Below are 25,348 nucleotides of genomic sequence, written 5' to 3'. Positions count from 1 at the left end.
ATATGCGCGGGCAAATTTAATTTGACAACTGAATTTATGCGGCTCAGTCTGGCCGCGCGCCGAGGGAGAACGGCGCATGCCCCGCCGGGGCACCTAGGGAGGAAAACATGTACAAGAAATTGCTGGCCTCAGCGGCCATCACACTCGGGCTTGCCGTGACGGCATCCGCCCAGACCGTCGGCGTGTCCTGGTCGAACTTCCAGGAAGAGCGCTGGAAGACCGACGAGGCCGCGATCAAGTCGGCCCTCGAGGCCGCGGGCGCCACCTACATCTCGGCCGACGCGCAATCCTCGTCCTCGAAGCAGCTGTCGGACATCGAGTCGCTGATGGCGCAGGGCGTCGATGCGCTGATCATCCTCGCGCAGGACACCCAGGCCATCATCCCCGCCGTCGAGGCCGCCGCCAACGAGGGCGTGCCGGTGATCGCCTATGACCGCCTGATCGAGGACAGCCGCGCCTTCTACCTGACCTTCGACAACGTCGAGGTCGGCCGGATGCAGGCCCGTGCCGTGCTCGAGGCCGCGCCCGAGGGCAACTACGTGATGATCAAGGGCTCGCCCACCGATCCCAACGCCGACTTCCTGCGCGGCGGCCAGCAGGAGGTGCTGCAGGCGGCGATCGACAGCGGCAAGATCACCATCGTCGGCGAGGCCTATACCGACGGCTGGCTACCCGCCAACGCGCAGCGCAACATGGAACAGATCCTGACCGCCAACGACAACAAGGTCGACGCGGTGGTCGCCTCGAACGACGGCACCGCCGGCGGCGCCGTCGCGGCGCTGACCGCGCAGGGCCTCGACGGCATCCCGGTCTCGGGTCAGGACGGCGACCATGCCGCGCTGAACCGCGTCGCCCGCGGCACGCAGACCGTGTCGGTCTGGAAGGACGCGCGCGAGCTTGGCAAGGCAGCGGGCGAAATCGCCGTGCAGCTGGCCGGCGGCGCCGAGATGAGCGCCGTCGACGGGGCCGCCGAATGGACCTCCCCGGCGGGCACCACGCTCTGGGCGAAGTTCCTGCAACCGATCCCGATCACCAAGGACAACCTCGCGACCGTGGTGGACGCGGGCTGGATCAGCAAGGACGCGCTCTGCCAGGGCGTTTCCGCCGGCCCCGCCCCCTGCAACTGATCGCCCGGCAAGCCCCGGCTCACAGCACCGCTCCCGCCGCCGATCGTGCGGCGGGAGCCCCCACCTTCCAGCATCGCTCAAAGCACCCGAGGTCACCATGGCAGAGGCGAACGCCTCCGGCGCAGGGGCCGGCCGCAGGAACATCTTCAAGACCCTCGAATTCGACACGCGCCTGCTTGGCATGGTCGGCGCGTTCATCCTGGTCTGCATCGTGTTCAACGTCCTCACGGACGGCCGCTTCCTGACGCCGCGCAACATCTTCAACCTGACGATCCAGACGGTCAGCGTGGCGATCATGGCCACCGGCATGGTCTTCGTCATCGTCACCCGCAACATCGACCTGAGCGTCGGCTCGCTGCTCGCCACATGCTCGGCGATGATGGCGATCACCCAGACACAGCTCCTGCCCGGCCTCGGGCTCGACTACGGCAACCCGGTGATCGCCCCCGTCGCGATCATCGTCGGGCTGCTGACCGGCGCGCTCATCGGCGCCTTCCAGGGCTGGATCGTCGGCTATCTCTCGGTCCCCGCCTTCATCGTCTCGCTTGGCGGCCTGCTGGTCTGGCGCAACGTCGCCTGGTACCTGACCCACGGCCAGACCATCGGCCCGCTCGACGACACCTTCCAGACGCTCGGCGGCATCGGCGGCACGCTCGGCGTGACCGGCAGCTGGATCTTCGGCGCCCTTGCCACGCTGGTCGCCTGGGCGGCCATCGCGCAGGCCCGCAAGGCGCGGATCAACCACGAGTTCCCGGTCAAGCCGCTCTGGGCCGAGGGTGTGCTCATGGCGCTCTCGGCGGCGGCGATCCTCGGCTTCGTCGCGGTGCTCAACGCCTACGAAGTGCCCGGGCGCGTGCTGCGCCGCGGCTTCGAGATGCGCGGCCAGGCCATGCCCGAGGGCTTCACCGCGGGCTACGGCATTCCCTACTCGGTGCTGCTGCTGATCGCCGTGGCCGTGGCGATGACCGTGGTCGCCCGCCGCACCCGGCTCGGCCGCTACATCTTTGCCACCGGCGGCAACCCCGAGGCGGCGGAGCTTTCCGGCATCAACACCCGGCTGCTGACGGTCAAGGTCTTTGCCCTGATGGGCGTGCTCTGCGCACTGGCCGGCATGGTCGCCTCGGCCCGGCTGTCGTTCCACTCGAACGACATCGGCACGCTCGACGAGCTGCGCGTGATCGCCGCGGCGGTGATCGGCGGCACTGCGCTGGCGGGCGGCATCGGCACGATCTACGGAGCCATCCTCGGCGCGCTGATCATGCAGTCGCTGCAATCGGGCATGGCCATGGTCGGCGTCGACGCGCCGTTCCAGAACATCGTCGTCGGGGTCGTGCTGGTGCTGGCCGTGCTCATCGACATCCTCTACCGCAAACGCACGGGAGACAAATGATGGCCCCCAGACCCGGAGCCCCGCTCGTCGAGATGCGCGACGTGTCCGTCTCGTTCGGCGGCATCAAGGCGGTCGACCACGTCACGGTCGACCTGCATGCCGGCGAGGTGGTCGGCCTGCTCGGCCACAACGGCGCCGGCAAGTCGACGCTGATCAAGTGCCTGTCGGGCGCCTACCGCATGGACAGCGGCGAGATCCTGATCGACGGCGAGAAGATCGAGATCACCAACCCGCGCGACGCCCGCCGCTACAACATCGAGACAATCTACCAGACGCTGGCGCTGGCGGACAATCTCGACGCCGCCTCGAACCTCTTCCTCGGGCGCGAGCTGGTGACCCCCACCGGGCTTGTCGACGACGCCCAGATGGAGGCCGAGACGCGCAAGATCATGGCGCGGCTCAACCCCAACTTCCGCAAGTTCCAGGACCCGGTGAAGGCGCTCTCGGGCGGCCAGCGGCAATCGGTGGCCATCGCCCGCGCGGTCTATTTCAACGCCCGCATCCTGATCATGGACGAGCCCACCGCGGCGCTCGGCCCGCAGGAGACGCAGATGGTCGCCGAACTCATCGAGCAGCTCAAGGCGCAGGGCATCGGCATCTTCCTCATCGAGCACGACATCCACAACGTGATGAAGCTCTGCGACCGCGCCTCGGTGATGAAGAACGGCCGGCTCGTCGGCACGGTGAACGTCGCCGAGGTCACCGACGAGGACATCCTCGGCATGATCATCCTCGGCAAGCAGCCCCGCACCTGACCCGCGCCGCCCCGCGCGGCGCACCCTTTCCCAACCTCCCGGATCAACACGAGGCACACATGACGGGCTTCTTCGGAGACATCCCGAAACTCGGCTACCAGCCGGACGCGGACAGCGATTTCGCCTTCCGCCATTACAACCCCGACGAGATCGTCATGGGCAAGCGGATGGAGGAGCACCTGCGCTTCGCCGTCGCCTACTGGCACAGCTTCGCCTGGGAGGGCGGCGATCCCTTCGGCGGGCGCACCTTCGACCGGCCGTGGTTCGGCTCGGAGATGGAGAAGGCGAAGATGAAGGCCGACGTCGCCTTCGAGATGTTCGACCTGCTGGGCGTGCCCTTCTTCTGCTTCCACGACGCCGACGTGCGCCCCGAGGGCGCGGATTTCGCCGAGAATACCCGCAACCTCGAAGAGATCACCGACTATTTCGCGCAGAAGATGGAAGGCTCGAAGACCCGCCTGCTCTGGGGCACGGCGAACCTCTTCACCAACCGCCGCTTCATGGCCGGTGCCGCGACCAACCCCGACCCCGAGGTCTTTGCCTGGTCCGCCGCGACGGTGAAGACCTGCATGGACGCCACCCACAAGCTCGGCGGCGAGAACTACGTGCTCTGGGGCGGGCGCGAGGGCTACGAGACGCTGCTCAACACCGACCTCACCCGCGAGGCCGAGCAGGCCGGGGCCTTCCTGTCGATGGTCGTCGACTACAAGCACAAGATCGGCTTCAAGGGCACGATCCTCATCGAGCCGAAGCCGCAGGAGCCCTCGAAGCACCAGTACGACTACGACGTCGCCACGGTCTACGGCTTCCTGAAACGCTTCGGCCTCGAGAACGAGGTGAAGCTCAACATCGAGCAGGGCCACGCGATCCTCGCCGGGCACAGCTTCGAGCACGAGCTGGCGCTGGCCGCCTCGCTGGGGCTCCTCGGCTCGATCGACATGAACCGCAACGACTACCAGTCCGGCTGGGACACCGACCAGTTCCCCGACAGCGTGCCCGAGGTCGCCCGCGCCTATTACGAGATCCTCAAGGCGGGCGGCTTCACCACCGGCGGCACCAACTTCGACGCCAAGCTGCGGCGGCAGTCGCTCGACCCCGAGGACCTGATCCTCGGCCACGCGGGCGCGATGGACGTCTGCGCGCGCGGGCTGAAGGCAGCGGCGGCGCTGCTCGAGGACGGCACGCTCGAGGCGCTGCGCGCCGGGCGCTACGCCGACTGGGACACGCCCGAGAACACGGCGCTGCTCACGTCCGACCTTGCCAGCATCGAGGCGCGGGTGCGCGCGCAGGGCCTCAACCCCGAGCCGCGCTCGGGGCGGCAGGAGCGGCTCGAGAACCTCTGGAACCGCTTCCTCTGAGCCTTCGGATCCGGCGCGGCCGCGCGCCGGATCCCTCCCCCTGCCCGCCGCGCCACACTTCCGCCGGATTGCCGCGCGAAGTTCCGGCTTGCGTCCGGCCCCGACTTGCATGTCATTCTGAGGGCAACGCTTTTTCTTTCCGGAGGGTGCCCCCGTGTTCAGGACCGCCTGCCTCGCATTGCTGCTGATCGCGCCCGCAGCGCCGCTTGCGGCGCAGGGCCAATCGGTCCCGCTCGCCGATCTCGACGCGGCTCCGACCCGCACGCCCGGCTACCGCTGGCCCAACCGGCCGGACTGGCCCTCGCGCCCCGGCTATCCGCAGCAGCCCGGCAGCCCCGGCACGCCCGGCCGGGGCGACTGGGGCCACGGCGACTGGGGACACGGTGACTGGAGTGGGAACTGGGGCGGCAACTGGGGCTGGGGCGGCGGCTACGGGGGATACGGCGGGCTCGGCGCCTCGCTCGACCTCGGCACCCGCGTGCCCGGCGCAGACGGCTCGGTGCGCGAGCCGGTGATGACCATCGAGCGCGACAGCCCCGCCCGCACCCGGCAGATCCGCAACTCTCCCGGCGCGCCGGTGGTGAGCGCGCCGCAATCCGCCGCGTCGCGCCTGCCGCAGCCGCCGATCGTCGAGCGCGCGCCGATCGCCACCGCGCCGCTCCAGCCCGGGCCGGCGCAGCAGGGCGCGGGCGAGCTCAACGGCGGCGGCGCGGCGCTCGGCCAGGTGCTCAGCGCCGATGGCGAGAACTACGTGCTGCTGCTGACCCTGCCCGAAAGTCGGGTGACCTGCATGGGCCAGCTCGACGGCCCGCCCGCGCTCTTCCCCAGCATGGGCTCGGCGCTGGCCTGCTCCGACGGGGCGCAGGGCAACGCGCTCTTCGCCACCCCCGAGGAGGGCGCCGGCAGCAGCGCCAGCTTCACCCTCGACGGCGGGCGCGGCGGCTATCTCGTCTTTCCCTGAGCCCGCCGCTCAGCCTGCCGCCAGCGCCAAGCACCGCGCGAGCGAGGCCGGCAGCGTCGCGCCATGGCCGAGCCCCTCGAGCACCTCGAGCCGCAGGTCGAGATCGCCGCGGGCGCCGAGCCGCGCCGCCATCTCGACGGTCTCGGGATTGGGCCGCGGCGCCACCGGCTCGGGCGTGCCGGAGCGGTGCTCGCGGTCACCCAGCATCACCAGCACCTCGGCCCTTCCCGTCGCCAGCCGGCGCGCCCCGGCTTCCATCGCCTGCAGCGCGCCGCCGCCGAAGCCGGTGGACGGGCTGATCGGCATGTAGGCGCGGAAGGCACCGGGATCGGAGAGGAGCGTCGCCAGCACGAAGACCCCGCCGTAGGAATGCCCCCATAGGCTGCGCCGCGCGTGATCGAGCGGCAGGCGCTCCGCCAGCGCCGCGGCGATCGGCCCGAGCAGCCGGGCGCGGAACGCCTCCTGCCCGCCGAACTGCCAGTCCCTCCCGCGCCCGTGCTCCGGCGTCTCGAGCGGCACCGGCGTGTAGTCGCGGGCGCGGGCGGCGCCGTCGAAGGCCTCTTCCACCGGGTAGCCGATGCCGATCACCGCAAGCCCGGGATGCGCCGCAAGAAGCGCGGGCTCGAGCCGGGAGAAGGCGGCATTGCCGTCGAGCATCCAGAGCGAGGGCCAACCGCCCGCCGGGGCCGCGCCGCGCGGCCGGGCAAGGAAGAGCCGGTAGGCCAGCCCGTCCGCGCCGATGTCGAAGCGCGTGATCTCGTGGCTGTCCGGCGGCGCGTCGAAAAGCGGAAATGCTGCGGGGGCCGGCTGCCGCTGCGCCTGCGCGGGCAAGGCAGGGCAGAGGGCAAGCGCGGCAAGCGTGGTCAGGAAGCGTCTGCGGCCGGGGGTCATTCACCATCTCCTTGATAGGTAAGGGGCTGGCAAAAGGCTGGCTCTGCCCGGCGGTCTAGCCGAGCGGCGCGGGCGTGGCAATCGGGGGGTGGTCGGGCGCGGTCCGGGGCGTCAGTCGACGTGGCGCAGGAACAGCGCGGCGCTGCGCGTGGCCTGCATCGCCCAGTCCATCTGCCCCTCGGTCTCGACCGCGCAGGGCCGGACGTGGCGCAGCCGGGCAAGCGCGTCGTCGGCGGCCTCGCCGGCCTCGATCATCAGCCGCAGCGCCACCATGCCCGAGCGGCCGCAGCCACCCCGGCAATGCACCAGCACCCGCCCGCCGCCCGCCAGCGCATGGCGCACCTGCGCGCTCACCTCGGGCCAGCGGTGGAGCATCTCCTCTGGCGGCGTGCCGAAATCGGGGATCGGCAGGTGCACCCAGCGCGAGCCGTGATCCTGCACATGCGCGCCGAGCGCCGCCGCCCCGACCTCCTCCATCTCGGCCTGTGTGACGAGGGTGATCACCATTGCCGGGCGCCATTCCGTCACATGCGCCATGTCGCCCGCGAAATCCCCGCCCGCCCCCGGCAGGGGCGAGATGGCAAGGATGCCGTCCGAGACCGCGAGCGCATGGATGATCATCGCGTCAGATGTCTCCCGAGAAGGTGTCGCAGGCCGAGATGTTGCCCGCGTCGTAGCCGCGCGCGAACCAGCCCGAGCGCTGCGCGCTGGTGCCATGGGTGAAGGTGTGCGGCTGCGGCACGCGCCCGGCGCGCTTCTGCAGCAGGTCGTCGCCGATCATCTTGGCCGCGTTCAGCGCCTCCTCGACGTCGCCGGGCTCGAGGATGCCGTCGACATGGGTCGCCCAGACGCCCGAGAGGCAGTCGGCCTGCAGCTCGAGCCGCACGGTCAGCGCGTTGGCCTCCGCCTCGCCGGATTGCTGGCGGATCTCCTCGACCTGCGGCAGGATGCCGAGCAGGTTCTGCACGTGGTGCGCGACCTCGTGGGCGATCACGTAGGCGGCGGCGAAATCGCCCTCCGCCCCGAGCTGCTGCTCGAGCGTGGCGAAGAACTCGGTGTCGAGATAGGCCTGCTGGTCGAGCGGGCAGTAGAACGGTCCCGTGGCCCCGCTCGCGCCGCCGCAGGGCGAGGCGGTCTGGCCCGAGAACAGCACCAGCGTCGGCGGCGTGTACTCGCGGCCCGCCTGCTCGGGCAGGACCTGGCTCCAGACCTCCTCGGTGGTGGCGAGGACCTGCGAGGCGAATTCCCCCGCGAGCTTTTCCTGCGGGGTCAGCTCGCGCGGCTCGCTCGAGGTCTGGACGGTGTTGTTGTTGAGCAGCGGGGTGACGTCGACCCCGGCGAAATAGCCGATCGCAAGAACAAGCAGCAGGGCGATGCCGCCGATGCCGCCGCCCATGGCGACACGCCCGCCGGACCCGCGGCGATCCTGGACATTGCTGCTGCGGCGCACTCCTCTGAGACGCATGACCAAATTCCTTGTATGAAAAAACTTGCGGCACACCGGATTGTAGGGCGTGCCGCGGCTTTGGGAAACAGATTTTCCCGCTTTTGGCGATCAACACCGCCCGCGGGCACGGATCAGACGACCTGCCCGGGATGCGCCTCTGCCCAGCCCTGCAGAAGCGCCGCGACATCCGCCCGACCGACCATCGCCATCGCCTTGCGCGGCAGGGCGATCCCGAGCTCGAGAAGCTGGGTGAGGCAGGCAAGATGGTCCCTGCCCTCGCCCTTCGGCGCGTGTTCCGCCCCGTGCAGCAGCGTCGTCAGCAGCGTGCCGCCATGGCGGTTCACGTGGCCGAGGTCGGGGCGCAGGCCGAGGAAGTAGGCCAGCAGGTCGGGATGCCCGCCCCAGGCGGCGGCCTGCACCGGGGTCACGCCATCCTGCGCGCCCGGCAGGTCATGGGGCAGCCCGAGCGCGACCATCGCCCTGATCTGCTCCAGCCGCTCGGGCCGGTCCGCGAGGTCGCGCAGCAGCCCGTCATAGGCCGGGGGCAGCGCCGCGGGGTCGATGAAGGCGCCTGCGGGCGCGCGTCCCTCGGCGGCCCCGGCCATCAGCGCCTCTTCCCGCGAGAGCGCCGCGGTCACGCCCCGCGCCTCCAGCGCCTCGATCACCGGGCGGCTGCCCAGCACCTTTGCATAGGCAAGCGGCGCGACCCAGCGCCAGTCACGCAGGGGATCCGCCCCCGCCTCGAGCAGCAGGTCCACCATGTGCCGGTCGCAGCCGCGCCGCGCCGCCTGATGCAGCGCCGGGATGGTCTGCGCCTCCTCGTCGGGCCGCGCACCATGGGCCAGTAAAAGCTCCACCGCGCCGTGATCGTTGAAATCGAGCGCGCGAAGGAGCGCATTGGTGCCCTGCGGGTCGGCGCCGTGCTCGAGCAGCAGCTTCAGCCCCTCGTGCGATCCCAGCTCCACCGCGTGGTAGAGCGACTCGCCGTCGTCGGGCGAGGCGCCATGCTCGAGCAGCCAGCGCGCCAGCCCGAGGTTGCGCGAGACGCACAGCGCGCCGTAAAGCGCCGACAGTCTCTCGCCCTGCGGCCCGGCCTGCGCGTCGTTCACGTCGGCGCCGTGCGCGAGAAGCAGCGCGGCGATCTCCAGCGTCGCGGGGCGCAGCTCAGGGTGCAACTGGTGCCAGCGCGAGAAGGCGAGGTGCAGGATCGGGCTGCGCGGGCCGAGCCGCTCGGTGGCGAGCCCCGGCCTTGCCGCCAGCGCCGTCCGCACCGCCGGCAGGTCACCCAGCGCGCAGTTGAGGCCGAAGAGTCCCGCGGCAAGATCGGGAGTCTCGGCCAGCAAGGCCTGCACCACGGCGTTCTGCCCGTGGAAGAGCGCGATCTTCAGCCGCTGGACCTTCGCGGCGCGATCAAGGCCCTGCGTCTCGGCGGCGAGCTTGAGCTTGGGCCAGCTTTCGAACCCGCGCTCGCGCGCCACCACCTGCAGGAAGTCGGCGCGCTTCAACTCGCGCCCGTCGCCGCGCGGCGGCAGCTCGCGCAAGCGTTCGCGCGCGGCGCGGTCCCCCGCCTCGTAGGACTTGTGCAGGCGGCGCGCCTCGCGGCGCAGGTCGTCGATGGATGGGATGGGCCCAGAAAATGGCTCGGTAATGAGCATGCCGGTATCCTCCGTCATCGCCCGTGGGTCCGCTGGTCCGGGCAGGAGTGAAACCGAAATATGGGATCGGCTCGATCGGCAGGTGCGGGCGCTTTCCGCGGACGGGGCGGCCCCCTGCGGCGGGCCTGAGGCGTTGATAGCAGAGCGGGGCCCTTCGGGGAAGTACCGGCGCAACAGGTGGGCCGAGATCGCCGCCTGCCCCGGGAACAGGCGGACGCATCGCTTTACCTCGCCCCTCCCCCGCCGTACCTTGGCCGCGACCGAAGGAGCGCCACGGATTCCATGACTGACGACAGCCCCAAGTACCAGGTACTCGCGCGCAAGTACCGCCCCGAGACCTTTGCCGATCTCGTCGGTCAGGACGCCATGGTGCGCACCCTGAAGAACGCCTTCAAGGCGGACCGCATCGCGCAGGCCTTCATCATGACCGGCATCCGCGGCACCGGGAAGACCACCACCGCCCGGATCATCGCCAAGGGCATGAACTGCATCGGCCCGGACGGCACCGGCGGGCCGACCACCGAGCCCTGCGGCCAGTGCGAGCATTGCAAGGCGATCATGGAAGGGCGGCACGTCGACGTGCTCGAGATGGACGCGGCCAGCAATACCGGCGTCGGCGACATCCGCGAGATCATCGACAGCGTGCATTACCGGGCGGCCTCGGCGCGCTACAAGATCTACATCATCGACGAGGTGCACATGCTCTCGAACAGCGCCTTCAACGCGCTGCTCAAGACGCTGGAAGAGCCGCCCGCCCACGTGAAGTTCATCTTCGCCACCACCGAGATCCGCAAGGTTCCGGTGACGGTCCTGTCGCGCTGCCAGCGCTTCGACCTGCGCCGCATCGAGCCCGAGGTGATGATCGCGCTCCTGCGCAAGATCGCCACGAAGGAAAGCGCCGAGATCACCGATGACGCGCTCGCGCTGATCACCCGCGCCGCCGAGGGCTCTGCGCGCGATGCCACCTCGCTGCTCGACCAGGCGATCAGCCACGGCGCCGGGGAGACGACCGCGGACCAGGTCCGCGCCATGCTGGGCCTCGCCGACCGCGGCCGGGTCATGGACCTTTTCGAGAAGATCATGCACGGCGACGCGCCCGGCGCGCTGACCGAACTGTCGGAGCAATATGCCGAGGGCGCCGACCCGCTGGCGGTGCTGCGCGATCTGGCCGAGCTGACCCATTGGATCTCGGTTGTGAAGATCACGCCGGAAGCGGCCGAAGACCCCACCGTCGGCCCCGACGAGCGGCTGCGCGGCTCGGCGCTGGCGGCCAATCTCGGGATGCGCGCGCTGACCCGCATGTGGCAGATGCTGCTCAAGGCTCTCGACGAGGTGGCGCAGGCCCCGAACGCGATGATGGCCGCCGAGATGGCGGTGATCCGGCTGACCCACGTGGCCGAGCTGCCCTCGCCCGAGGAACTGCTGCGCAAGCTGCAGGACACGCCCCCGCCGCCGGCCCCCGGCCCGAATGGCGGCCCCGGTGGCGGCTATGCCCATGCCTCCGCGCAGGGCCATGCAGGCGGCGCGCAGGCCTATGGCTCCCACGTGCAGCCCACGCACCCCGGCCCCTCGGGCCCCAGCGCCACCCAAGGCAACGCCGTGCTGGCCGTGGCGCCGCAGGGCGCCCTTGCCCGCTACCCCACCTTCGAGCATGTGCTCGAGCTCATCCGCGCCAACCGCGACGTGAAGCTGCTGGTCGAGGTGGAAAGCGGCCTGCGCCTTGCCGCCTACCAGCCCGGCCGCATCGAGTTCACCCCGGCACGCAACGCCGCGGGCGATCTCGCGCAGCGGCTCGGCACCGCGCTGCAGCGCTTCACCGGCGCGCGCTGGGGCGTGTCGCTGGTCAACGGCTGCGAGACGCCGACCATCGTGGAAAAGCGCGACGCGGCCGAGCTGGCGCTGCGCGCCGAGGCCGAGAAGCACCCGCTGGTGCAGGCCACCATCGCCGCCTTCCCCAAGGCGCGGATCGTCGCGATCCGCACCGCCGAGGAAGAGCAGCAGCAGGCCGCCGTCGAGGCCCTGCCCGAGGTCGAGGACGAGTGGGATCCCTTCGAGGAGGAGTGATCTCCGCACGAGGCGGGAACCCGCGCGCCGGTTCCGGGTTTGACTTCTGTCAGACCCGGAGGAGCCGCCATGAACTTCGATCCGCACAAGGCCATCCACAAGGCCACCCTGCCCGCCCTGCGCGAACGGCTGGGTGACGCCCTTCCCGCCACCCGCCGCGAACGCCTTGCCCCCATCGTCTTTGCCGGCGGGCTGCTGGCAATCGGCGCGGTGCTGCTGAAGGCCAAGCCGCGCATCGGCCACGTGCCCGCGGCCAAGCAGTTCGGCGACCTGCCGCGCCGCTCGCGCGCGCGCCGCATGGCGCAGACCACGCGCGACCACATCGAGCCCTTCGCGCCCGTCAATGTCACCGACGCCATCGGCCGCTCGCTGATGCTCGGCGGCGTGGCGCTGCTGCTGACCCGGCTGCTCGACGAGGCGGCGGGCCGCGACGGCAAGTAGGGGCCGCTCCGCGCCGCGAAACGCCTGAACGCGCCCGTGCCGCCACGTCCCCGCGGCGGTTATCGGGCAAATACTCCTGCCTTCCCTTGCCGCCCCCTCCCGCGATCCGTATCTAGAAGGCAAGCCTCAGACAGGGCCCCAGACAGGAGACACCACATGTTCAAGGGATTGGGCGGACTTGGCGACATGGCCAAGATGATGAAGGCCGCACAGGAGATGCAGGGCAAGATGGCCGCGCTGCAGGAAGGTCTGCACACGACCATGGTCACCGGCGAGTCCGGCGCTGGCCTCGTCAAGGCGACGGCCACGGCCAAGGGCGAACTCAAGGGGCTCGACATCGACCCGTCGATCTTCAACAGCGACGACAAGGAAGTGGTCGAGGACCTGATCCTCGCGGCGATCAAGGACGCGCAGTCCAAGGCGCAGGACCGCGCCGAGGAAGAGATGCGCAAGCTCACTGAAGAGCTTGGCCTTCCCGCCGACATGAAGATGCCGTTCTAAGACGCCTGCCGCAGGCACGGCATCCGGCCGGACAGAGCGGAGCGCCCCGGGCGCTCTGCGGCGTCCGTCAGGTCCGGGTCTGCGGCCCGAAAGGTCACCTCACCATGCCCGAGCGCAGCGAGATCGACGCGCTGATCGAGATGATGGCCCGCCTGCCCGGGCTCGGCCCGCGTTCCGCGCGGCGCACCGTGCTGCACCTCATCCGCAAGCGCGAGCTGCAGCTCGCGCCGCTGGCCGAGCTGATGTCCCGCGTCGCCGCCTCGGCGCGCGAGTGCTACAACTGCGGCAATGTCGGCACCTCAGAGATCTGCCCGATCTGCGCCGACGAGCGCCGCGCCAACGGCCAGCTCTGCGTGGTCGAGGACGTGGGCGATCTCTGGGCGATGGAACGTGGCGGCAGCTTCAAGGGGCGCTATCACGTGCTGGGCGGCACGCTCTCGGCGCTCGACCGGATCGGCCCCGAGGAGCTGCGCATCCCGCAGCTTGTCGCGCGGGTGGAAAGCGAGGGCATCACCGAGGTGATCCTAGCGCTCAATGCCACGGTCGACGGGCAGACCACGGCGCACTACATCGCCGACCAGCTCGAGACGCGGGTGACGCTCAGCTCGCTGGCGCAGGGCGTGCCGATCGGCGGCGAGCTCGACTACCTCGACGACGGCACGATCACCGCGGCGCTCAACGCGCGCCGCAAGCTCTGAGGCGACTTCACGCCGAGCCACGCGTCTGTGATGGCCGCTCATCTGTGCGGCGCTGAAGAGTGGAGCTAAAGGCAACGCATGACCCGTCTTTCCTCGCTCCCCCGTCTTGCCGTCCTCGCGCTTCTCGCGCCCTGCGCCGTCGCGGCGCAGGAGGCTTCCGTTCCCGCGCTCGACCCCGCGCCGCTGTCGCAGACCGACCTGCTCTCGCGCGAGATCGGCTTCGGCATCGGCCACACCGCGCTTTCCAGCCGTCAGGATGGCTTCTTCCTCGGCGGTTACGCCGCGGGCGGCAACGCCGCGCCCTCGGGGGCACAGGACGCGGAGTACAACAGCCGCGGGCTGGTCTTCGGCTGGGGCTGGAGCAATGGACTATCGGCCTTCGCGGGCTATGGGCAGGGCGTCTCGGAGCTTGACGACGACGTGCATGAGGCGCGCATCCGCTCCTATTTCCTCGGCACCGGCTACGAGGGCGAATCCAACGGCGTCAGCTATGGCGGCGCGCTCTTCATGGGCCGCACCCACAACAAGCTCTCGAGCCCCGCCTGGGCCAGCGGCAGCAGCGATCACGATGGCCGCATCCTCGGGCTCAGCCTGCGCGGCGAGACCATGCTGACGGAAGGCGAGGCCCCGGGCACCGGCATCGACTTCGCGATCAGCGGCGACGTGCTCCGCCACGCGACGGCGGATTACGACCTCGTGCGCAAGGGCGGCGAGGTGCAGAGCCGCGTCACCTACTCCACCGCCTGGCGGGCCGAGCTCGGCGCGCCGATGCGCGCGGTGGGCGGCATCCTGCGCCCCTATGCGGCCTATACCGTCTTCGGCGGCGACCAGGACGGGCTGACCTACGTCACCGACACCGGCAGCAGCAAGCTCTCGGCGAGCGATTACCTCGACGGGGACCAGCTGGCGCTCGGCCTCGACTACGGCGCGGCGGACGGGCACGGGCTGGGCGGACGGCTCGAGGCCGCGTCGAACTTCGACGGCGAGAGCGCGCTGCGCCTCAACCTCAGCTTCGGCTTCTGAGCCCATGATCCGGGGCGGCCCAAAAGGGCCGCACCCGGACTTATTTCGTCAGGCGAGGACCTCGGTCTCGCCGTCCCCCTCGCGGTCGAGCACGCGCACCTGCGCCTGCGCGGTGACCAGCAGGGCGGCGACATCTTCGCCCCGGTCCTGCCGCAGCACGCATTCGGTCAGCTGGCTGGAGCCGAAGCCGGCCTCATCCAGCAGACCCTGCACGTAGTCCCGCGAATGCGCGAAGCGGCGGCTCTCGCGCAGCTGCACCGGGGCCTCGCCCAGTTCCAGCGTGAAGGCGAGGCGCCCGCCGGGCGCCAGCGCGCCGGCGCACCAGCCGATCACCCGCTCGAGCGCGCCGAGATAGATGAACACATCCGCCGCGACGATCAGGTCGTAGCGCGGCAGGATCGGCGCCATCACCCCGATGTCGCGCTTTTCGAGCGCGTCGTAGACCCCCTTGGCCGCCGCCTCTCCCAGCATCCCGGCCGAGATGTCATAGCCCTCGAGCCTGTCGCAGAAGGGCCGCAGCACCTCGCCCATCAGCCCCGTGCCGCAGCCGAGGTCGAGCGCGTTCGCGGCGCGCTCGAAGCCCTGCCCGCGCAGCGCCTCGAGCAGCAGCGCCGGGCCGCGATAGCCCAGCTTCCCGACCAGCGAGCGCTCGAACCGCGGCGCGTACTGGTCGAAGAGCAGCTCGACGAAGGCCGGCGGCATGCTCTCGGCCACCGGCACGCCGCGCAGCAGGTCGCGGCGCAGGCCGGCGCCCAGCGGATCGCGCGGATCGGCGGCCACGGCGCGGTCCCAGGCCTCGGCGGCCGCCTCGGTCTCGCCGGCGGTCTCGTAATACTCGCCCAGGCGGAACCAGCCCGCGGCCCAGCCGGGCACGAGCTCCATGGCGCCGCGCAGCGCCTCGATGGCGCCGGCGTAGTCGCCGAGATGAGCCATGGTTTCGGCAAAGCCCGCACGACGTTCGGCAGCCGGATCACCACAGGGAAAAGACGTTCCCAGCATCTTGCAATCTGTCCAAAGGGGCCCGCTCATTTGCCTCTAATGGCCACGCGGCGGGCGACACGCTGCACCGCCTCCGGGTGCATCCCGGCGGCGATACGCGGTTCCGCGAAACCCGTCAATCGGGGCCCGCACACCGCGACGTGAGGGCACGCGCGCTGTGTCCCGAGCGCCAAGAAAAAAGGCCCGCCGCGGGTGCGACGGGCCTTGCAATGGCGTGACGAAAGGCGCCTCAGCGGCGGGGATCGTCGTCGTCCTCGTCCTCGTCATCGTCGTGACCGCCGGACGGCAGGTTGAAGAAGCTGTCGGCATCCGAGAAGTCGCTCGGGCCGCGGGTGTCCTCCTCGTCGTCCTCGCCGCGCGGGTCGGAGAGCGAGAAGGTCTCGAGACCCTCGATCGCGGTCGGCAGGCGCGGCTCGTGGCTGTCCATGCCGAGGCTCTGCTCGGTCGACACCAGCTTGCGGCGCTCGTCGTCGGTCATCACCTCGGCGCGGCTCTTCGCGGCCTTGGCGACGGCGGCATCGAGCTCCGACTGGCGGCAGAGGCCAAGCGCGACCGGGTCGATCGGCTGCATGTTCTGGATGTTCCAGTGGGTGCGCTCGCGGATCGACTGGATCGTCGGCTTGGTGGTGCCCACCAGCTTCGAGATCTGGCCGTCGGACAGCTCGGGATGGAACTTCACCAGCCACAGGATCGCGTTCGGACGGTCCTGGCGCTTCGACAGCGGGGTATAGCGCGGGCCACGGCGCTTGTCCTCGTCGACGGCGGCCGGGTTGTACTTCAGCTTGAGCTTGGCGAGCGGGTTCTTCTCGGCCTTGTCGATTTCCGACTGCTCGATCTGGTTGTTGGCGACCGGGTCGAAGCCCTTCACGCCGCCGGCCACGTCACCGTCGGCGATGCCCTGGATTTCCAGCTCGTGCATGCCGGTGAAGTCGGCAATCTGCTTGAAGGTGAGGGTGGTGTTGTCGACGAGCCAGACAGCGGTCGCCTTGGGATGCAGCAGTTTTGCCATGGGTCATCTCCTTACGTAAATCTTCTCCCCTCCCCCAAGGCTCTGGCCTCGGGAGGTCCCGGATTACTTCTCCAGGACGGGTTACCGTTGTCGGGGAACTTCGGGCCTATATAGTCGCGCGGAACCCAAGAGGAAAGAGAAAATGCGTGCGCTGCTGATCCTGCTGCTCACCGCAACGCTTGCCCGTGCCGAGGGTGAGCAGGCCGGGGAGTTCGACTATTACGTGCTGTCGCTGAGCTGGTCGCCGACCTGGTGCGCGCTGGAGGGCGAGGCGCGCCACTCGCCGCAATGCGACCGGGCGCTCGGCTGGGTGCTGCACGGGCTCTGGCCGCAGAACACGCGCGGCTACCCGTCCTACTGCGCCACCACCGCCCGGCCGCCGAGCCGCGCCGAGACCGCCGCCATGGCCGACATCATGGGCACGCAGGGCGCGGCCTGGTACCAGTGGAAGAAGCACGGCGTCTGCGCCGGGCTTTCGGCGCGGGACTATTTCGCCCTCGCCCGCCGCGCTTTTGCCGCCGTCAACCGCCCCGAGGCGCTGCGCCGGCTCGACGATCCGGTCACCCTGCCCGCGAAACTGGTCGAGGAGGCGTTCCTGCAGGCCAATCCCGGCTGGGAGCCGGACATGCTGACCATCACCTGCGAGGCGGGACGGATCCAGGAGGCGCGGCTCTGCCTGTCGAAGGCGCTGGAGCCGGTTCCCTGCGGCCAGGACGTGGTCAAGGATTGCCATCTGCCCAACGCGCTTCTCGACCCGGTCCGGTAAGGAATCTTAATCCTGCACGCGCAGAAGACAGCGCGCTTGCGCCTTGGAGGCAGGGCATCATCCGGGGAGAGGTGGGAAAAGAGCCGGGGGGAGTACCCGAACCGCGATCAAATGCTTGCCAGCATACAGAAAACGGAAACGATCATCGGAGCGGTTCGCCCCCCGGCACGGTGCGAGTAAGACGAAGCTGCACCGTGCCTATAGTCAAATCGTTAATCCCTTAAAAATTGGTTAACGAAATTCTTAATTGTCGTTAACCCGACATAATTTTCCAAACGTGCACCCGGGACCCGGACGCGCCCCCGGACGCGCAACGGCGGGCTCATCCGAAGCGGTAGCCGAAGCGCGCAATGTCCTCGGCGCAGGCGTCGGCGATGTGGCTTGCGGTCGCCTCCGTGTAGTAGCCGCGGTAGTCGCGCAGCCGCTCGGAGGCATTCTCGCGCCCCATCTCTACGGCAAAGCCGAGATGCGCCTCGAATGCCGCAAGGTCCTCTTGCAGGTGCTCGAGCCGCAGCCAGATGTCGCCCCGGTCCGCCCCCGTCACGTCACGCAGGTAGCGCGCCGCGGGCCAGGCGCGCAGCGTCGCCGTGGTCTGCGGGTGCAGCAGGAACTCGTCGAAGCCCAGCCCCTGCGCCAGCGTTACCGCCGGGTGCGCGAAGCCCTGCGCGCGGAGCCAGTGGTAGTAGCTCACCATCCGGTCCCACGGGTTGCGCACCAGCGCCACGCGGCGCATCGCGGCGATCTCTCCCGGCGTCAGGACCCCGTCTATGTCGGCGAGCGTCGCGTGTTTCCAGAGCCGGCCGCGCGGCGTCAGAGCCCGCAGCCGCGCCTTGCGCTTCAGCGCCTTCGGCGTGTCGCCGATCAGGATGTCGTCGCGCCGTGCGCGCGCCTCGAGCGCCCGCGCCAGCGCGGTGCCCCCGGTCTTGGGGATGTGCACGAAGATGTAGCCGCGGCCGGGCGAGATGATCATGCCGCGAGCCTAGCCGCGGCCCGGCGCACCGCAAGCCCGCAGCCCCCTGAACCCGCGTCTTTTTCGCAACCGTGACCGGGCGGCGGAGCGTCGCGGCCCCCGGTCTGCGCGGCAGCGATTGCTCCTAGGCGGCGGGCTTGCTAATCAGGAGCGAACAAAGGCAGAGCAGACCGCCGTCCGGCCCCGAAACGCGCCCAAGAACGCCTCCCGAGAACCGCGTCAAGACACGCCCCCAAGAACGCCCCGAGAACAGCGCACGCATGACAGCCCTCAAGGAGTACCAGCGCCTCGAAGCCACCGCGCTCTGGCGGCCCGAGCCCGAGGCTCAGCGGCGCGAGGTGATCCTGTCGATGGGCGACGCGACGCTGACCGTCTCGGACATCTCCGGCCGGGCGCTGTCGCACTGGTCCATGGCCGCGGTGGTGCGCGCCAACAAGGGCCGCACCCCGGCGCTCTACCACCCCGACGGCGATCCCGGCGAGACGATCGAACTGGCCGAGGACGAGGGCACGATGATCGACGCCATCGACCGCGTGCTGCGCGACATCGAGCGCCGACGCCCGAAGCCCGGCAAGCTGCGCCTGCGCATGGTCATCGGCATCGCCGGGCTCTTCGTCGCGGGCGCGCTCTTCTGGCTGCCGCCCGCCCTGCTCGACCATGCCGAGCGCGTGGTGCCGCGCGCCAAGCGGGTCGAGATCGGGCAGGCGCTGCTCGGGCAGATCAGCCGCGTCTCCGGCCGCCCCTGCAGCACGGACGAGGCCTCGCGCCCGCTGCGCCTGCTGGCGGCGCGGGTGCTCGGGGAGTCGCGCCGCGGCGATCTCGTGGTGCTGCGCGACGGGGTGCGCGACACCGCGCACCTGCCCGGCGGGGTGATCCTGATCAGCAAGGACCTGCTCGAGGATTACGAGGATCCGGACGTGGCGGCGGGCTACATCCTCGCGGAATCGCTCCGCGCCCGCCAGTCGGACCCGCTCGGGGACCTGCTGCGCCATGCCGGGCTCTGGTCGAGCCTGCGGCTGCTGACCACCGGCACGCTGCCACGCGGCACGCTGGAGAGCTACGCCGAGACGCTGCTGACCCGGCCGCAGGTGCCGGTGCCCAACGCGGCGCTGCTCGAGGGCTTCGCGAAGATCGAGCTGCGCAGCTCGCCCTATGCCTATGCGCGCGACATCACCGGCGAGTCGGTGCTGCCGCTGGTCGAGGGCGACCCGCGCGCCGCCGAGGGCAGCGTGCAGGTGCTGGGCGACGCGGACTGGGTCCGGCTGCAGGGCATCTGCGGCGGCTGAGGCGCGGCCTGCCTGCGGGAAGGGGGGCTCCGCCCCCGTCCGCTGACGCGGACTCCCCCGGCGTATTTTCAAAGAGAAGAAGACGCGCGCGTTCAGCGCAGCTCGGCCTCGCGGTAGCCGGTGGCGCGGACCCTGGCGAGCGCCCGCTCGGCGGCGCGGTCCTCCTCGTAGGGGCCGACGCGCAGGAGGCGCAGCCCGTCCGAGCTGCGCGCGAGCTGCTGCACCGGCAGCCCGGCGGCGCGCAGGCGGCGGGTCGCGGCCTCGGCCTTCTCGACGCTACTGAAGGCGCCGATCTGGATGAAGCGCGGCGTGTCGGCGCTGTCCGACGCGGCGGCGATCAGAGTGCCGGACTGCACCGTCGACTGGGCGGGCCGGAGCGCCGGATCGCCCTCGAAGCGCACCCGCGGCGCCTGCGCCGTGACCACGGTCCCGGCGGTCGAGGCGCGCGGCACGTCGTGGGTCCAGACGCGCTGGCTGTCGTAGTAGCCCTTGACCGTCTGCAGCGCGCGGTGCGGGTTCAGCCGGTCATCCTCCCAGGCCGGGCGGTAGCCGGCGGGGATCACGGTGCGCTCGGCCGGGCCTTCCTCGTAGACGTGGCGCGGCAGGATGCGCGTGCTGCCGGGCACGAGCAGCTTGCCGTCCTGCCAGCTGCCGGTACCGTCGCCGTTGTAGATGTAGACGTTCTTGCCCTTGGCCGGGGCCTCACCGCGGCGCACCTCGGTGGCGTAGGGCTCAGTCTGCGGGCCGCAGCGCACGGTGCGGCCGTTGCTGACGATCTCGCCGCTGAAGCCGGGCGCGCAGGCGCCGCCGACGAGCCCCCGGGCGGGCTGGGCGGGCTGGACCGGGGCCGGTGCGGCTTTCGTCGCGGGAACCGCGGCGACGACGCGCGGCGCCGGGGCCGCGGGCGGCTTCGAGGCCGGGGCCTTGACCACGGTCGCGGGTTTCGAGGCGACGGTGGTCATCGGCTGTCCCGACGCGCGCGCGGGAGCGGGGGCCGGGGCGGGAACAGGGGCCGGGGTGGCGCGCGCGGTGGTCGGCGCGGGGGCCGGTTTCGGGCTCGGCGCCGGGGCCGGCGTCTCGGCGGGGGTGGCGGCCGGGGCGGGGGGTGTCGCGGTGCGGCTCTGGCCCGCGAGGCTCGGCGCGTAGCCGCAGACCGGCTCGCCGGCCCGGCTGACCCGCGGCACCCAGACCACCGCGTCGCCGAAGCCCGCGCGGACGAAGACGCAGCCGCGGCTGTCGACGTATTGCGGCCCGCTGTAGCTGGCGGGCGGCAGTTCCGCCGGAGTGCTGATCGTCTCGATCCGCTGCGCCGCGGCCTCGCCGGCGATCAGCGCCGTGCCGAGCGCCGTGCCCAGTGCCAGAAGAACGGGATGTGCCAGAACCTTGATACGCATGTCGCCCCCGGGAAGCTGCGCGGCCAGCATTGCATGCCACCCGCGCAGCTGTAAAGCGTTGCGAAGGCTTATTTTGTGCCGAACATGCGGTCGCCCGCATCCCCTAGTCCCGGCACGATGTAGCCCTTGTCGTTGAGCTTCTCGTCGAGCGAGGCGGTGATGATCGGCACGTCGGGATGCGCCTCCTTCATGCGCGCGACGCCCTCGGGCGAGGCCAGCAGGCACAGGAAGATGATGTTCTTCGCCCCGGCCTGCTTCAGCAGGTCGATCGCCGCCGCCGAGGAATTGCCGGTGGCGAGCATCGGGTCGACCGCGATCACCGTGCGGTCCTCGAGGTTCTTCGGGACCTTGAAGTAGTACTGCACCGGCTCGAGCGTCTCCTCGTCGCGGTAGAGCCCGACGAAGCCGACGCGGGCCGCCGGGATCAGCTCGAGGATGCCGTCCAGCAGGCCATTCCCGGCGCGCAGGATCGACACCAGCACCAGCTTCTTGCCCTCGATGGTCGGCGCGTCCATGGCGCAGAGCGGGGTCTCGATCTGCTTGGTGGTGACGGGCAGCCCGCGGGTGACCTCGTAGGCCAGCAGCAGCGAGATCTCGCGCAGGAGCTGGCGGAAGGAGGCGGTGGACGTGTCCTTCTCGCGCATCAGGGTGAGTTTGTGCTGTACCAGCGGGTGATCGACGACGGTCAGGTGTTGCATGCGCTCTCCAGTCTTTTCAGCAGCGCCTCGCGCGTCCCGGCCGAGCAGAAGGCCGCATCCGCGGAGGTCTTGGCAATCTCGATGAAGTCCTCTTCCTCCCATCCGAAGCCGCGCGCAAGGTTTTCGTACTCCTGCACCATGCTGGCATGGAAGAACGGCGGGTCATCCGTCGAGACGGTGACCCGGGCGCCGCGCGAACGCAGCTTCTGGATCGGGTGCGCCGCGAGCGACGGGTAGACGCCGAGCCGCACGTTCGAGCCCGGGCAGACCTCGAGCGTGATGCCGCGCTCGGCGATGAGATCGACCAGTGCCGGATCCTCGATGGCGCGCACGCCGTGGCCGATGCGCTCGACCCCCAGATCCTCGATCGCGCGCCGCACCTCGCCCGCGCCGCGCCATTCGCCGGCATGGGAAGTCAGCCGCAGCCCGGCCTCGCGCGCCATGTCGAAGCTGTAGGCGAAGTCGCGCTGCTCGCCCCGGTTCTCGTCGCCGCCCATGCCGAAGCCGGTGATCCACTCGCCGGCGGTCTCGGCGGCGCAGCGCGCGGCGGCCTTCGCCTTCTCGGGGCCGAAGTGGCGCACGCAGGTGACGATGCCGCGCAGGGCGATGCCCATGTCGCGCTCGGCCCGGTCGGCCGCGTCCTGCATCGCGTGCAGGTACTCGCGCCACGCGCCGAGATCGCCACCGCCGCAGAAATCGGGCGAGATGAAGGTCTCGGCGTAGATCACGCCGTTCTGCGCGCATTCCTCGAGCACGGCGGCGGTCAGGCGGGCGTAGTCCTCGGGCGATTTCAGCACCGAGGTCGCGGCCTCGTAGACCTCGAGGAAATGCACGAAGTCGCGGTAGATGTAGGATCCATCCTCGGCGAAGACGCCGTCGAGGCGGATCTTCTTCTCCTGCGCGAGGCCGCGGATGAAGGCGGGCGGCGCCGCGCCCTCGATGTGCAGGTGAAGTTCCACCTTCGGAAGGCCCTTGATCCGGTGCAGGCTTTCCTCGTCGTGGTCTCTGGGGTCTCTCAAAGGAAGCTCCTTCCCGGTCCTTGCGCGGGCACGCCGAGATGCGCCGCGATGCTTGCCGCCACATCGGCGAATGCGATCTGCCCGATCTGCCCTGCCCCGCGGCCATGCACAAGCACCGGAACGCGCTCGCGCGTGTGGTCGGTGCCGGTCCAGGTGGGGTCGTTGCCATGGTCGGCGGTGATCAGCAGCAGGTCGCCTTCGCGCAGGCGCGGCAGCAGATGGCCAAGCTCGGCGTCGAACCATTCGAGCGCGCGGGCATAGCCCGAGACATCGCGCCGGTGGCCGTAGAGGCTGTCGAACTCGACGAAATTGGCGAAGGTGAGCGAGCCGTCCTCGGCGCTGTCCACGAGGTCCGACAGGTGGGTCATCAGCGTGGCATCGTCGCCCTTGCGCACCTCGTCGATGCCCTGCATCGAGAGGATGTCGCCGATCTTGCCGATGGCGTAGACGCGGCGCCCGGCGTCCTGCACCCAGTTGGTGAGGATCGGCTCCGGCGGCATGATCGCGTAGTCGTGGCGATTGGTGGTGCGCCGGTAGCTGCCCGGCGCGCCGAGGAAGGGCCGCGCGATGACCCGGCCCACCTTCATCGCGTGCAGGGTCGGCGCGATCTTCTCGCAGAGGTCCAGCAGCCGGTCGAGCCCGAAGCTCTCCTCATGCGCGGCGATCTGGAAGACGCTGTCGGCGGAGGTGTAGCAGATCGGTTTGCCCGTGCGCTGGTGCTCGGGGCCGAACTCCTCGAGCATCACCGTGCCCGAGCCATGGCAATTACCGAGCGTGCCCTCGACCCCGGCGATCCTGCAGACCTCGGCCAGCAGCTCCGCCGGGAAGACCGGCTGCTCCACGGGGAAGTAATGCCAGTCCCAGGGCACCGGCAGCCCGGCGAGTTCCCAGTGCCCCGAGGGCGTGTCCTTGCCCTTCGAGCTTTCCGAGGCCGCGCCCCAGAGCCCCCCGATCTTGCCCGAGGCCTCCGCCCCGAGCCCCGGCACCGCGTCGCCGCTCGCAAGGCGCACCGCCGCACCCAGTCCGAGCGCGTCCAGCACCGGCAGGCGCAAGGGCCCGCTGCGGCCCTCCTCGGCCCGTCCCTCGGCGCAGGCCTGCGCGATATGGGCCAGCGTGTTGGCCCCGGTGTCGGGCACGCCGCCGTTGAAATAGGCCGCGGCATCCGGCGCGCCGCCGATGCCCACCGAATCCATCACCACCAGGAATGCCCGCATCACGCGATCCTTTCTCTCACCAGCGGGCCGAGCTCCGGCGCCTCGCCGATCCGGATCGCGGCGCGCACCGCCTGCGCCGCCGCCTCCGCCGCCCCGGCGCCTGCGGCATGGACCCGCGCCAGCGGCTGACCCGCCTCGACCGCCTGCCCGAGCCGCAGCACGTGGGAAAGTCCGACTGCGGGGTCGACCGGGTCGCTCTCGACCTCGCGCCCGCCGCCCAGATGCACCACCGCGAGCCCCAGCGCCTCGCCGTCCATCGCCGCGACATGGCCCGCCTCGGGCGCGGGCACGTCGATCACCACCGGCGCCTCGGGGAGCATGTCGCTCCAGCGCTCGACGAAATCGGAAGGCCCGCCCAGCCCCGCCACCATGCGCCCGAAACGCTCGGCCGCGGCACCGCTGGCGACGCTTTCGCGCAGCTTGCCTTCGCCGCCGCCGATCCCGGCCCCGGCCAGCAGCTCGGCCCCAAGCGCCACGGAAAGCTCCAGCAGCGGGCCGCCAGCGCCCCCGGTCAGCACCTCCATCGAACTGCGCACCTCCAAGGCATTGCCGAGCGCGTCTGCCAGCGGCTCGTCCATGCCCGAGATCAGCGCCGATGTGTGGCAGCCCGCCGCATTGGCGGTGCCGACCAGCGAGCGCGCCAGCGCCCGCGCCTCCTCCATGGTCTTCATGAAGGCGCCGGAGCCGACCTTGACGTCGAGCACCAGCCCCTCGAGCCCCGCCGCCAGCTTCTTCGACAGGATCGACGCGGTGATGAGATCGAGCGACTCCACCGTCGCGGTCACGTCACGGATGGCGTAGAGCCGCCGGTCCGCGGGCGCGATGCCCTCCGAGGCCGAGACGATGGCGCAGCCCGCCTCCCGCATGACGACGCGCAGCCGCTCCTCGCCGGGGTCGGTGACATAGCCCGGGATCGCCTCGAGCTTGTCGAGCGTGCCGCCGGTGTGCCCCAGCCCGCGCCCCGAGATCATCGGCACATAGACGCCGCAGGCCGCCAGCATCGGCGCCAGCACGAGGCTCACGCAGTCCCCCACCCCGCCGGTCGAATGCTTGTCGAGCACCGGCCCCGGCAGGTCCCAGCGCAGCACGTGGCCGCTGTCGCGCATGGCCAGCGTCAGCACCGCCCGCGCCTCCTCCGAAAGGCCGCGCAGGCAGACGCCCATGGCAAAGGCCCCGGCCTGCGCCGAGGTCACGCTGCCGTCGGCGAGCCCGGCGGCGAACCAGCGCAGACCCTCCTCGCTGGGCGGCTCGCCCCGTCGCAGCGCGGCGATGACGGTGCGCGCATCCATCAGACGCGGTCCATGTGCCCCGCACCGAAGGCGCCGGGCAAGAGCTCGCCCACGGTGGTTTCGAGCGTCGCGCCGTCGGTGGTGGCCAGCGTCACCTTGGCATGGGTCTTGCCGAACTCGGCCAGCTTCTGGCGGCAGCCGCCGCAGGGCGGCAGCGGGTGTTCGCAATCGGCGACGACATAGGCCTCGAGGAACTCGGTCTCGCCCGCCGCGACCATGGCGGCGATGGCGCCGGCCTCGGCGCAGGTGCCCTCGGGATAGGCGACGTTCTCGACGTTGCAGCCGGAATAGATCGCCCCCGACGGGGCCCGCAGCGCCGCGCCCACCTTGAACTTGGAATAGGGGACATAGGCGTTTTCACGCACCGCGCGGGCGGCTTTCTCGAGCGACATG

25 protein-coding genes are annotated in these 25,348 nt (G+C 70.7%); 12 read left to right on the top strand and 13 right to left on the bottom strand.

Features of this window, described 5'->3' with window-relative positions; translation table 11 throughout:
- Nucleotides 1–107 precede the first annotated feature (107 nt).
- The 5 genes from xylF (at nucleotide 108) to PVT71_RS21200 (ending at nucleotide 5,591) form a co-directional block, all read left to right on the top strand.
- Nucleotides 108–1,127 (top strand): D-xylose ABC transporter substrate-binding protein, encoded by a 1,020-nt coding sequence (gene xylF, locus PVT71_RS21220; RefSeq protein ID WP_353474469.1) that lies wholly within the window; start codon nucleotides 108–110, stop codon nucleotides 1,125–1,127.
- Between the two features lie 97 nt (nucleotides 1,128–1,224).
- On the top strand, nucleotides 1,225–2,517 hold the full coding sequence (locus PVT71_RS21215) for a sugar ABC transporter permease (RefSeq protein ID WP_353474468.1): 1,293 nt from the start codon (nucleotides 1,225–1,227) through the stop codon (nucleotides 2,515–2,517).
- The gene (locus tag PVT71_RS21210; RefSeq protein WP_353474467.1) at nucleotides 2,517–3,272 is read left to right on the top strand and encodes an ATP-binding cassette domain-containing protein; all 756 of its coding nucleotides are present in this window, start codon (nucleotides 2,517–2,519) and stop codon (nucleotides 3,270–3,272) included. Before PVT71_RS21215 ends, PVT71_RS21210 begins: the two co-directional genes overlap by 1 nt.
- 59 nt (nucleotides 3,273–3,331) lie before the next feature.
- Complete coding sequence (gene xylA, locus PVT71_RS21205; protein ID WP_353474466.1) at nucleotides 3,332–4,630, top strand: xylose isomerase; 1,299 nt, start codon at nucleotides 3,332–3,334, stop codon at nucleotides 4,628–4,630.
- 154 nt (nucleotides 4,631–4,784) lie between these two features.
- The gene (locus PVT71_RS21200) at nucleotides 4,785–5,591 is read left to right on the top strand and encodes a hypothetical protein (RefSeq protein ID WP_353474465.1); all 807 of its coding nucleotides are present in this window, start codon (nucleotides 4,785–4,787) and stop codon (nucleotides 5,589–5,591) included.
- A 9-nt stretch (nucleotides 5,592–5,600) separates the two neighbouring features.
- Here the strand turns inward: PVT71_RS21200 and PVT71_RS21195 are convergent, their stop codons facing one another.
- The 4 genes from PVT71_RS21195 to PVT71_RS21180 form a co-directional block, all read right to left on the bottom strand.
- Nucleotides 5,601–6,482 carry an alpha/beta hydrolase-fold protein gene (locus tag PVT71_RS21195; RefSeq protein WP_353474464.1) on the bottom strand — a complete coding sequence of 294 codons (882 nt, stop codon included), beginning with the start codon at nucleotides 6,480–6,482 and terminating at the stop codon, nucleotides 5,601–5,603.
- Nucleotides 6,483–6,593: 111 nt separating this feature from the next.
- Nucleotides 6,594–7,103, bottom strand: coding sequence for a dual specificity protein phosphatase family protein (locus tag PVT71_RS21190; protein ID WP_353474463.1), 510 nt, complete (start codon nucleotides 7,101–7,103; stop codon nucleotides 6,594–6,596).
- A gap of 4 nt (nucleotides 7,104–7,107) precedes the next feature.
- The gene (locus tag PVT71_RS21185) at nucleotides 7,108–7,947 is read right to left on the bottom strand and encodes a neutral zinc metallopeptidase (protein ID WP_353474462.1); all 840 of its coding nucleotides are present in this window, start codon (nucleotides 7,945–7,947) and stop codon (nucleotides 7,108–7,110) included.
- 113 nt (nucleotides 7,948–8,060) lie between these two features.
- Nucleotides 8,061–9,584 (bottom strand): ankyrin repeat domain-containing protein, encoded by a 1,524-nt coding sequence (locus PVT71_RS21180; RefSeq protein ID WP_353474461.1) that lies wholly within the window; start codon nucleotides 9,582–9,584, stop codon nucleotides 8,061–8,063.
- 282 nt (nucleotides 9,585–9,866) lie between these two features.
- Between PVT71_RS21180 and PVT71_RS21175 the strand changes: the two genes are divergently transcribed.
- The 5 genes from PVT71_RS21175 to PVT71_RS21155 all read left to right on the top strand — a co-directional run bounded on the left by PVT71_RS21175 (nucleotide 9,867) and on the right by PVT71_RS21155 (nucleotide 14,311).
- Nucleotides 9,867–11,648, top strand: coding sequence for a DNA polymerase III subunit gamma/tau (locus tag PVT71_RS21175; RefSeq protein WP_353474460.1), 1,782 nt, complete (start codon nucleotides 9,867–9,869; stop codon nucleotides 11,646–11,648).
- Between the two features lie 69 nt (nucleotides 11,649–11,717).
- The gene (locus PVT71_RS21170; RefSeq protein ID WP_353474459.1) at nucleotides 11,718–12,089 is read left to right on the top strand and encodes a hypothetical protein; all 372 of its coding nucleotides are present in this window, start codon (nucleotides 11,718–11,720) and stop codon (nucleotides 12,087–12,089) included.
- Between the two features lie 156 nt (nucleotides 12,090–12,245).
- Nucleotides 12,246–12,590, top strand: coding sequence for a YbaB/EbfC family nucleoid-associated protein (locus PVT71_RS21165; RefSeq protein WP_353474458.1), 345 nt, complete (start codon nucleotides 12,246–12,248; stop codon nucleotides 12,588–12,590).
- A gap of 104 nt (nucleotides 12,591–12,694) precedes the next feature.
- Entirely contained in the window at nucleotides 12,695–13,288 is a 594-nt protein-coding gene (recR, locus tag PVT71_RS21160) for a recombination mediator RecR (RefSeq protein ID WP_353474457.1), read from the top strand.
- Nucleotides 13,289–13,366: 78 nt separating this feature from the next.
- On the top strand, nucleotides 13,367–14,311 hold the full coding sequence (locus tag PVT71_RS21155; RefSeq protein WP_353474456.1) for a hypothetical protein: 945 nt from the start codon (nucleotides 13,367–13,369) through the stop codon (nucleotides 14,309–14,311).
- A gap of 48 nt (nucleotides 14,312–14,359) precedes the next feature.
- Here PVT71_RS21155 and PVT71_RS21150 read toward each other — a convergent pair whose 3' ends face one another.
- Nucleotides 14,360–15,244: a methyltransferase domain-containing protein gene (locus PVT71_RS21150; protein ID WP_353474455.1), complete on the bottom strand. Its 885-nt coding sequence runs from the start codon at nucleotides 15,242–15,244 to the stop codon at nucleotides 14,360–14,362.
- Nucleotides 15,245–15,539: 295 nt separating this feature from the next.
- A complete protein-coding gene (locus tag PVT71_RS21145; protein WP_353474454.1) occupies nucleotides 15,540–16,319 on the bottom strand; it encodes a cell cycle transcriptional regulator TrcR in 780 nt (259 codons plus the stop codon).
- A gap of 142 nt (nucleotides 16,320–16,461) precedes the next feature.
- Here PVT71_RS21145 and PVT71_RS21140 point away from each other — a divergent pair, with 142 nt between their 5' ends.
- A complete protein-coding gene (locus PVT71_RS21140; protein WP_353474453.1) occupies nucleotides 16,462–17,085 on the top strand; it encodes a ribonuclease T2 in 624 nt (207 codons plus the stop codon).
- A 322-nt stretch (nucleotides 17,086–17,407) separates the two neighbouring features.
- Here the strand turns inward: PVT71_RS21140 and PVT71_RS21135 are convergent, their stop codons facing one another.
- Nucleotides 17,408–18,055 carry a sulfotransferase family 2 domain-containing protein gene (locus tag PVT71_RS21135; protein WP_353474452.1) on the bottom strand — a complete coding sequence of 216 codons (648 nt, stop codon included), beginning with the start codon at nucleotides 18,053–18,055 and terminating at the stop codon, nucleotides 17,408–17,410.
- Between the two features lie 260 nt (nucleotides 18,056–18,315).
- Between PVT71_RS21135 and PVT71_RS21130 the strand changes: the two genes are divergently transcribed.
- The gene (locus tag PVT71_RS21130; protein WP_353474451.1) at nucleotides 18,316–19,341 is read left to right on the top strand and encodes a hypothetical protein; all 1,026 of its coding nucleotides are present in this window, start codon (nucleotides 18,316–18,318) and stop codon (nucleotides 19,339–19,341) included.
- Nucleotides 19,342–19,433: 92 nt separating this feature from the next.
- On the opposite strand, the gene PVT71_RS21125 is transcribed toward PVT71_RS21130, so the two are convergent.
- The 6 genes from PVT71_RS21125 to PVT71_RS21100 all read right to left on the bottom strand — a co-directional run bounded on the left by PVT71_RS21125 (nucleotide 19,434) and on the right by PVT71_RS21100 (nucleotide 25,347).
- Complete coding sequence (locus tag PVT71_RS21125; RefSeq protein WP_353474450.1) at nucleotides 19,434–20,735, bottom strand: SPOR domain-containing protein; 1,302 nt, start codon at nucleotides 20,733–20,735, stop codon at nucleotides 19,434–19,436.
- Between the two features lie 68 nt (nucleotides 20,736–20,803).
- Nucleotides 20,804–21,433, bottom strand: a complete 630-nt coding sequence (gene upp / locus PVT71_RS21120; RefSeq protein WP_353474449.1) for a uracil phosphoribosyltransferase — start codon at nucleotides 21,431–21,433, stop codon at nucleotides 20,804–20,806.
- A complete protein-coding gene (locus PVT71_RS21115; RefSeq protein ID WP_353474448.1) occupies nucleotides 21,421–22,452 on the bottom strand; it encodes an adenosine deaminase in 1,032 nt (343 codons plus the stop codon). Before PVT71_RS21115 ends, upp begins: the two co-directional genes overlap by 13 nt.
- Nucleotides 22,449–23,669 (bottom strand): phosphopentomutase, encoded by a 1,221-nt coding sequence (locus PVT71_RS21110; protein ID WP_353474447.1) that lies wholly within the window; start codon nucleotides 23,667–23,669, stop codon nucleotides 22,449–22,451. The genes PVT71_RS21115 and PVT71_RS21110 overlap by 4 nt, the downstream gene beginning before the upstream one ends.
- Nucleotides 23,666–24,955, bottom strand: a complete 1,290-nt coding sequence (locus PVT71_RS21105; protein ID WP_353474446.1) for a thymidine phosphorylase — start codon at nucleotides 24,953–24,955, stop codon at nucleotides 23,666–23,668. The genes PVT71_RS21110 and PVT71_RS21105 overlap by 4 nt, the downstream gene beginning before the upstream one ends.
- Nucleotides 24,955–25,347, bottom strand: coding sequence for a cytidine deaminase (locus PVT71_RS21100; protein ID WP_353474445.1), 393 nt, complete (start codon nucleotides 25,345–25,347; stop codon nucleotides 24,955–24,957). The genes PVT71_RS21105 and PVT71_RS21100 overlap by 1 nt, the downstream gene beginning before the upstream one ends.
- Between the last annotated feature and the right edge of the window lies 1 nt (nucleotide 25,348).

It is taken from the genome of Salipiger sp. H15, from assembly GCF_040409955.1.
Classification (GTDB): domain Bacteria; phylum Pseudomonadota; class Alphaproteobacteria; order Rhodobacterales; family Rhodobacteraceae; genus Salipiger.
Note: the sequence above shows the minus strand (reverse complement) of the source record. Positions and strands in the feature narration are given on the sequence as shown.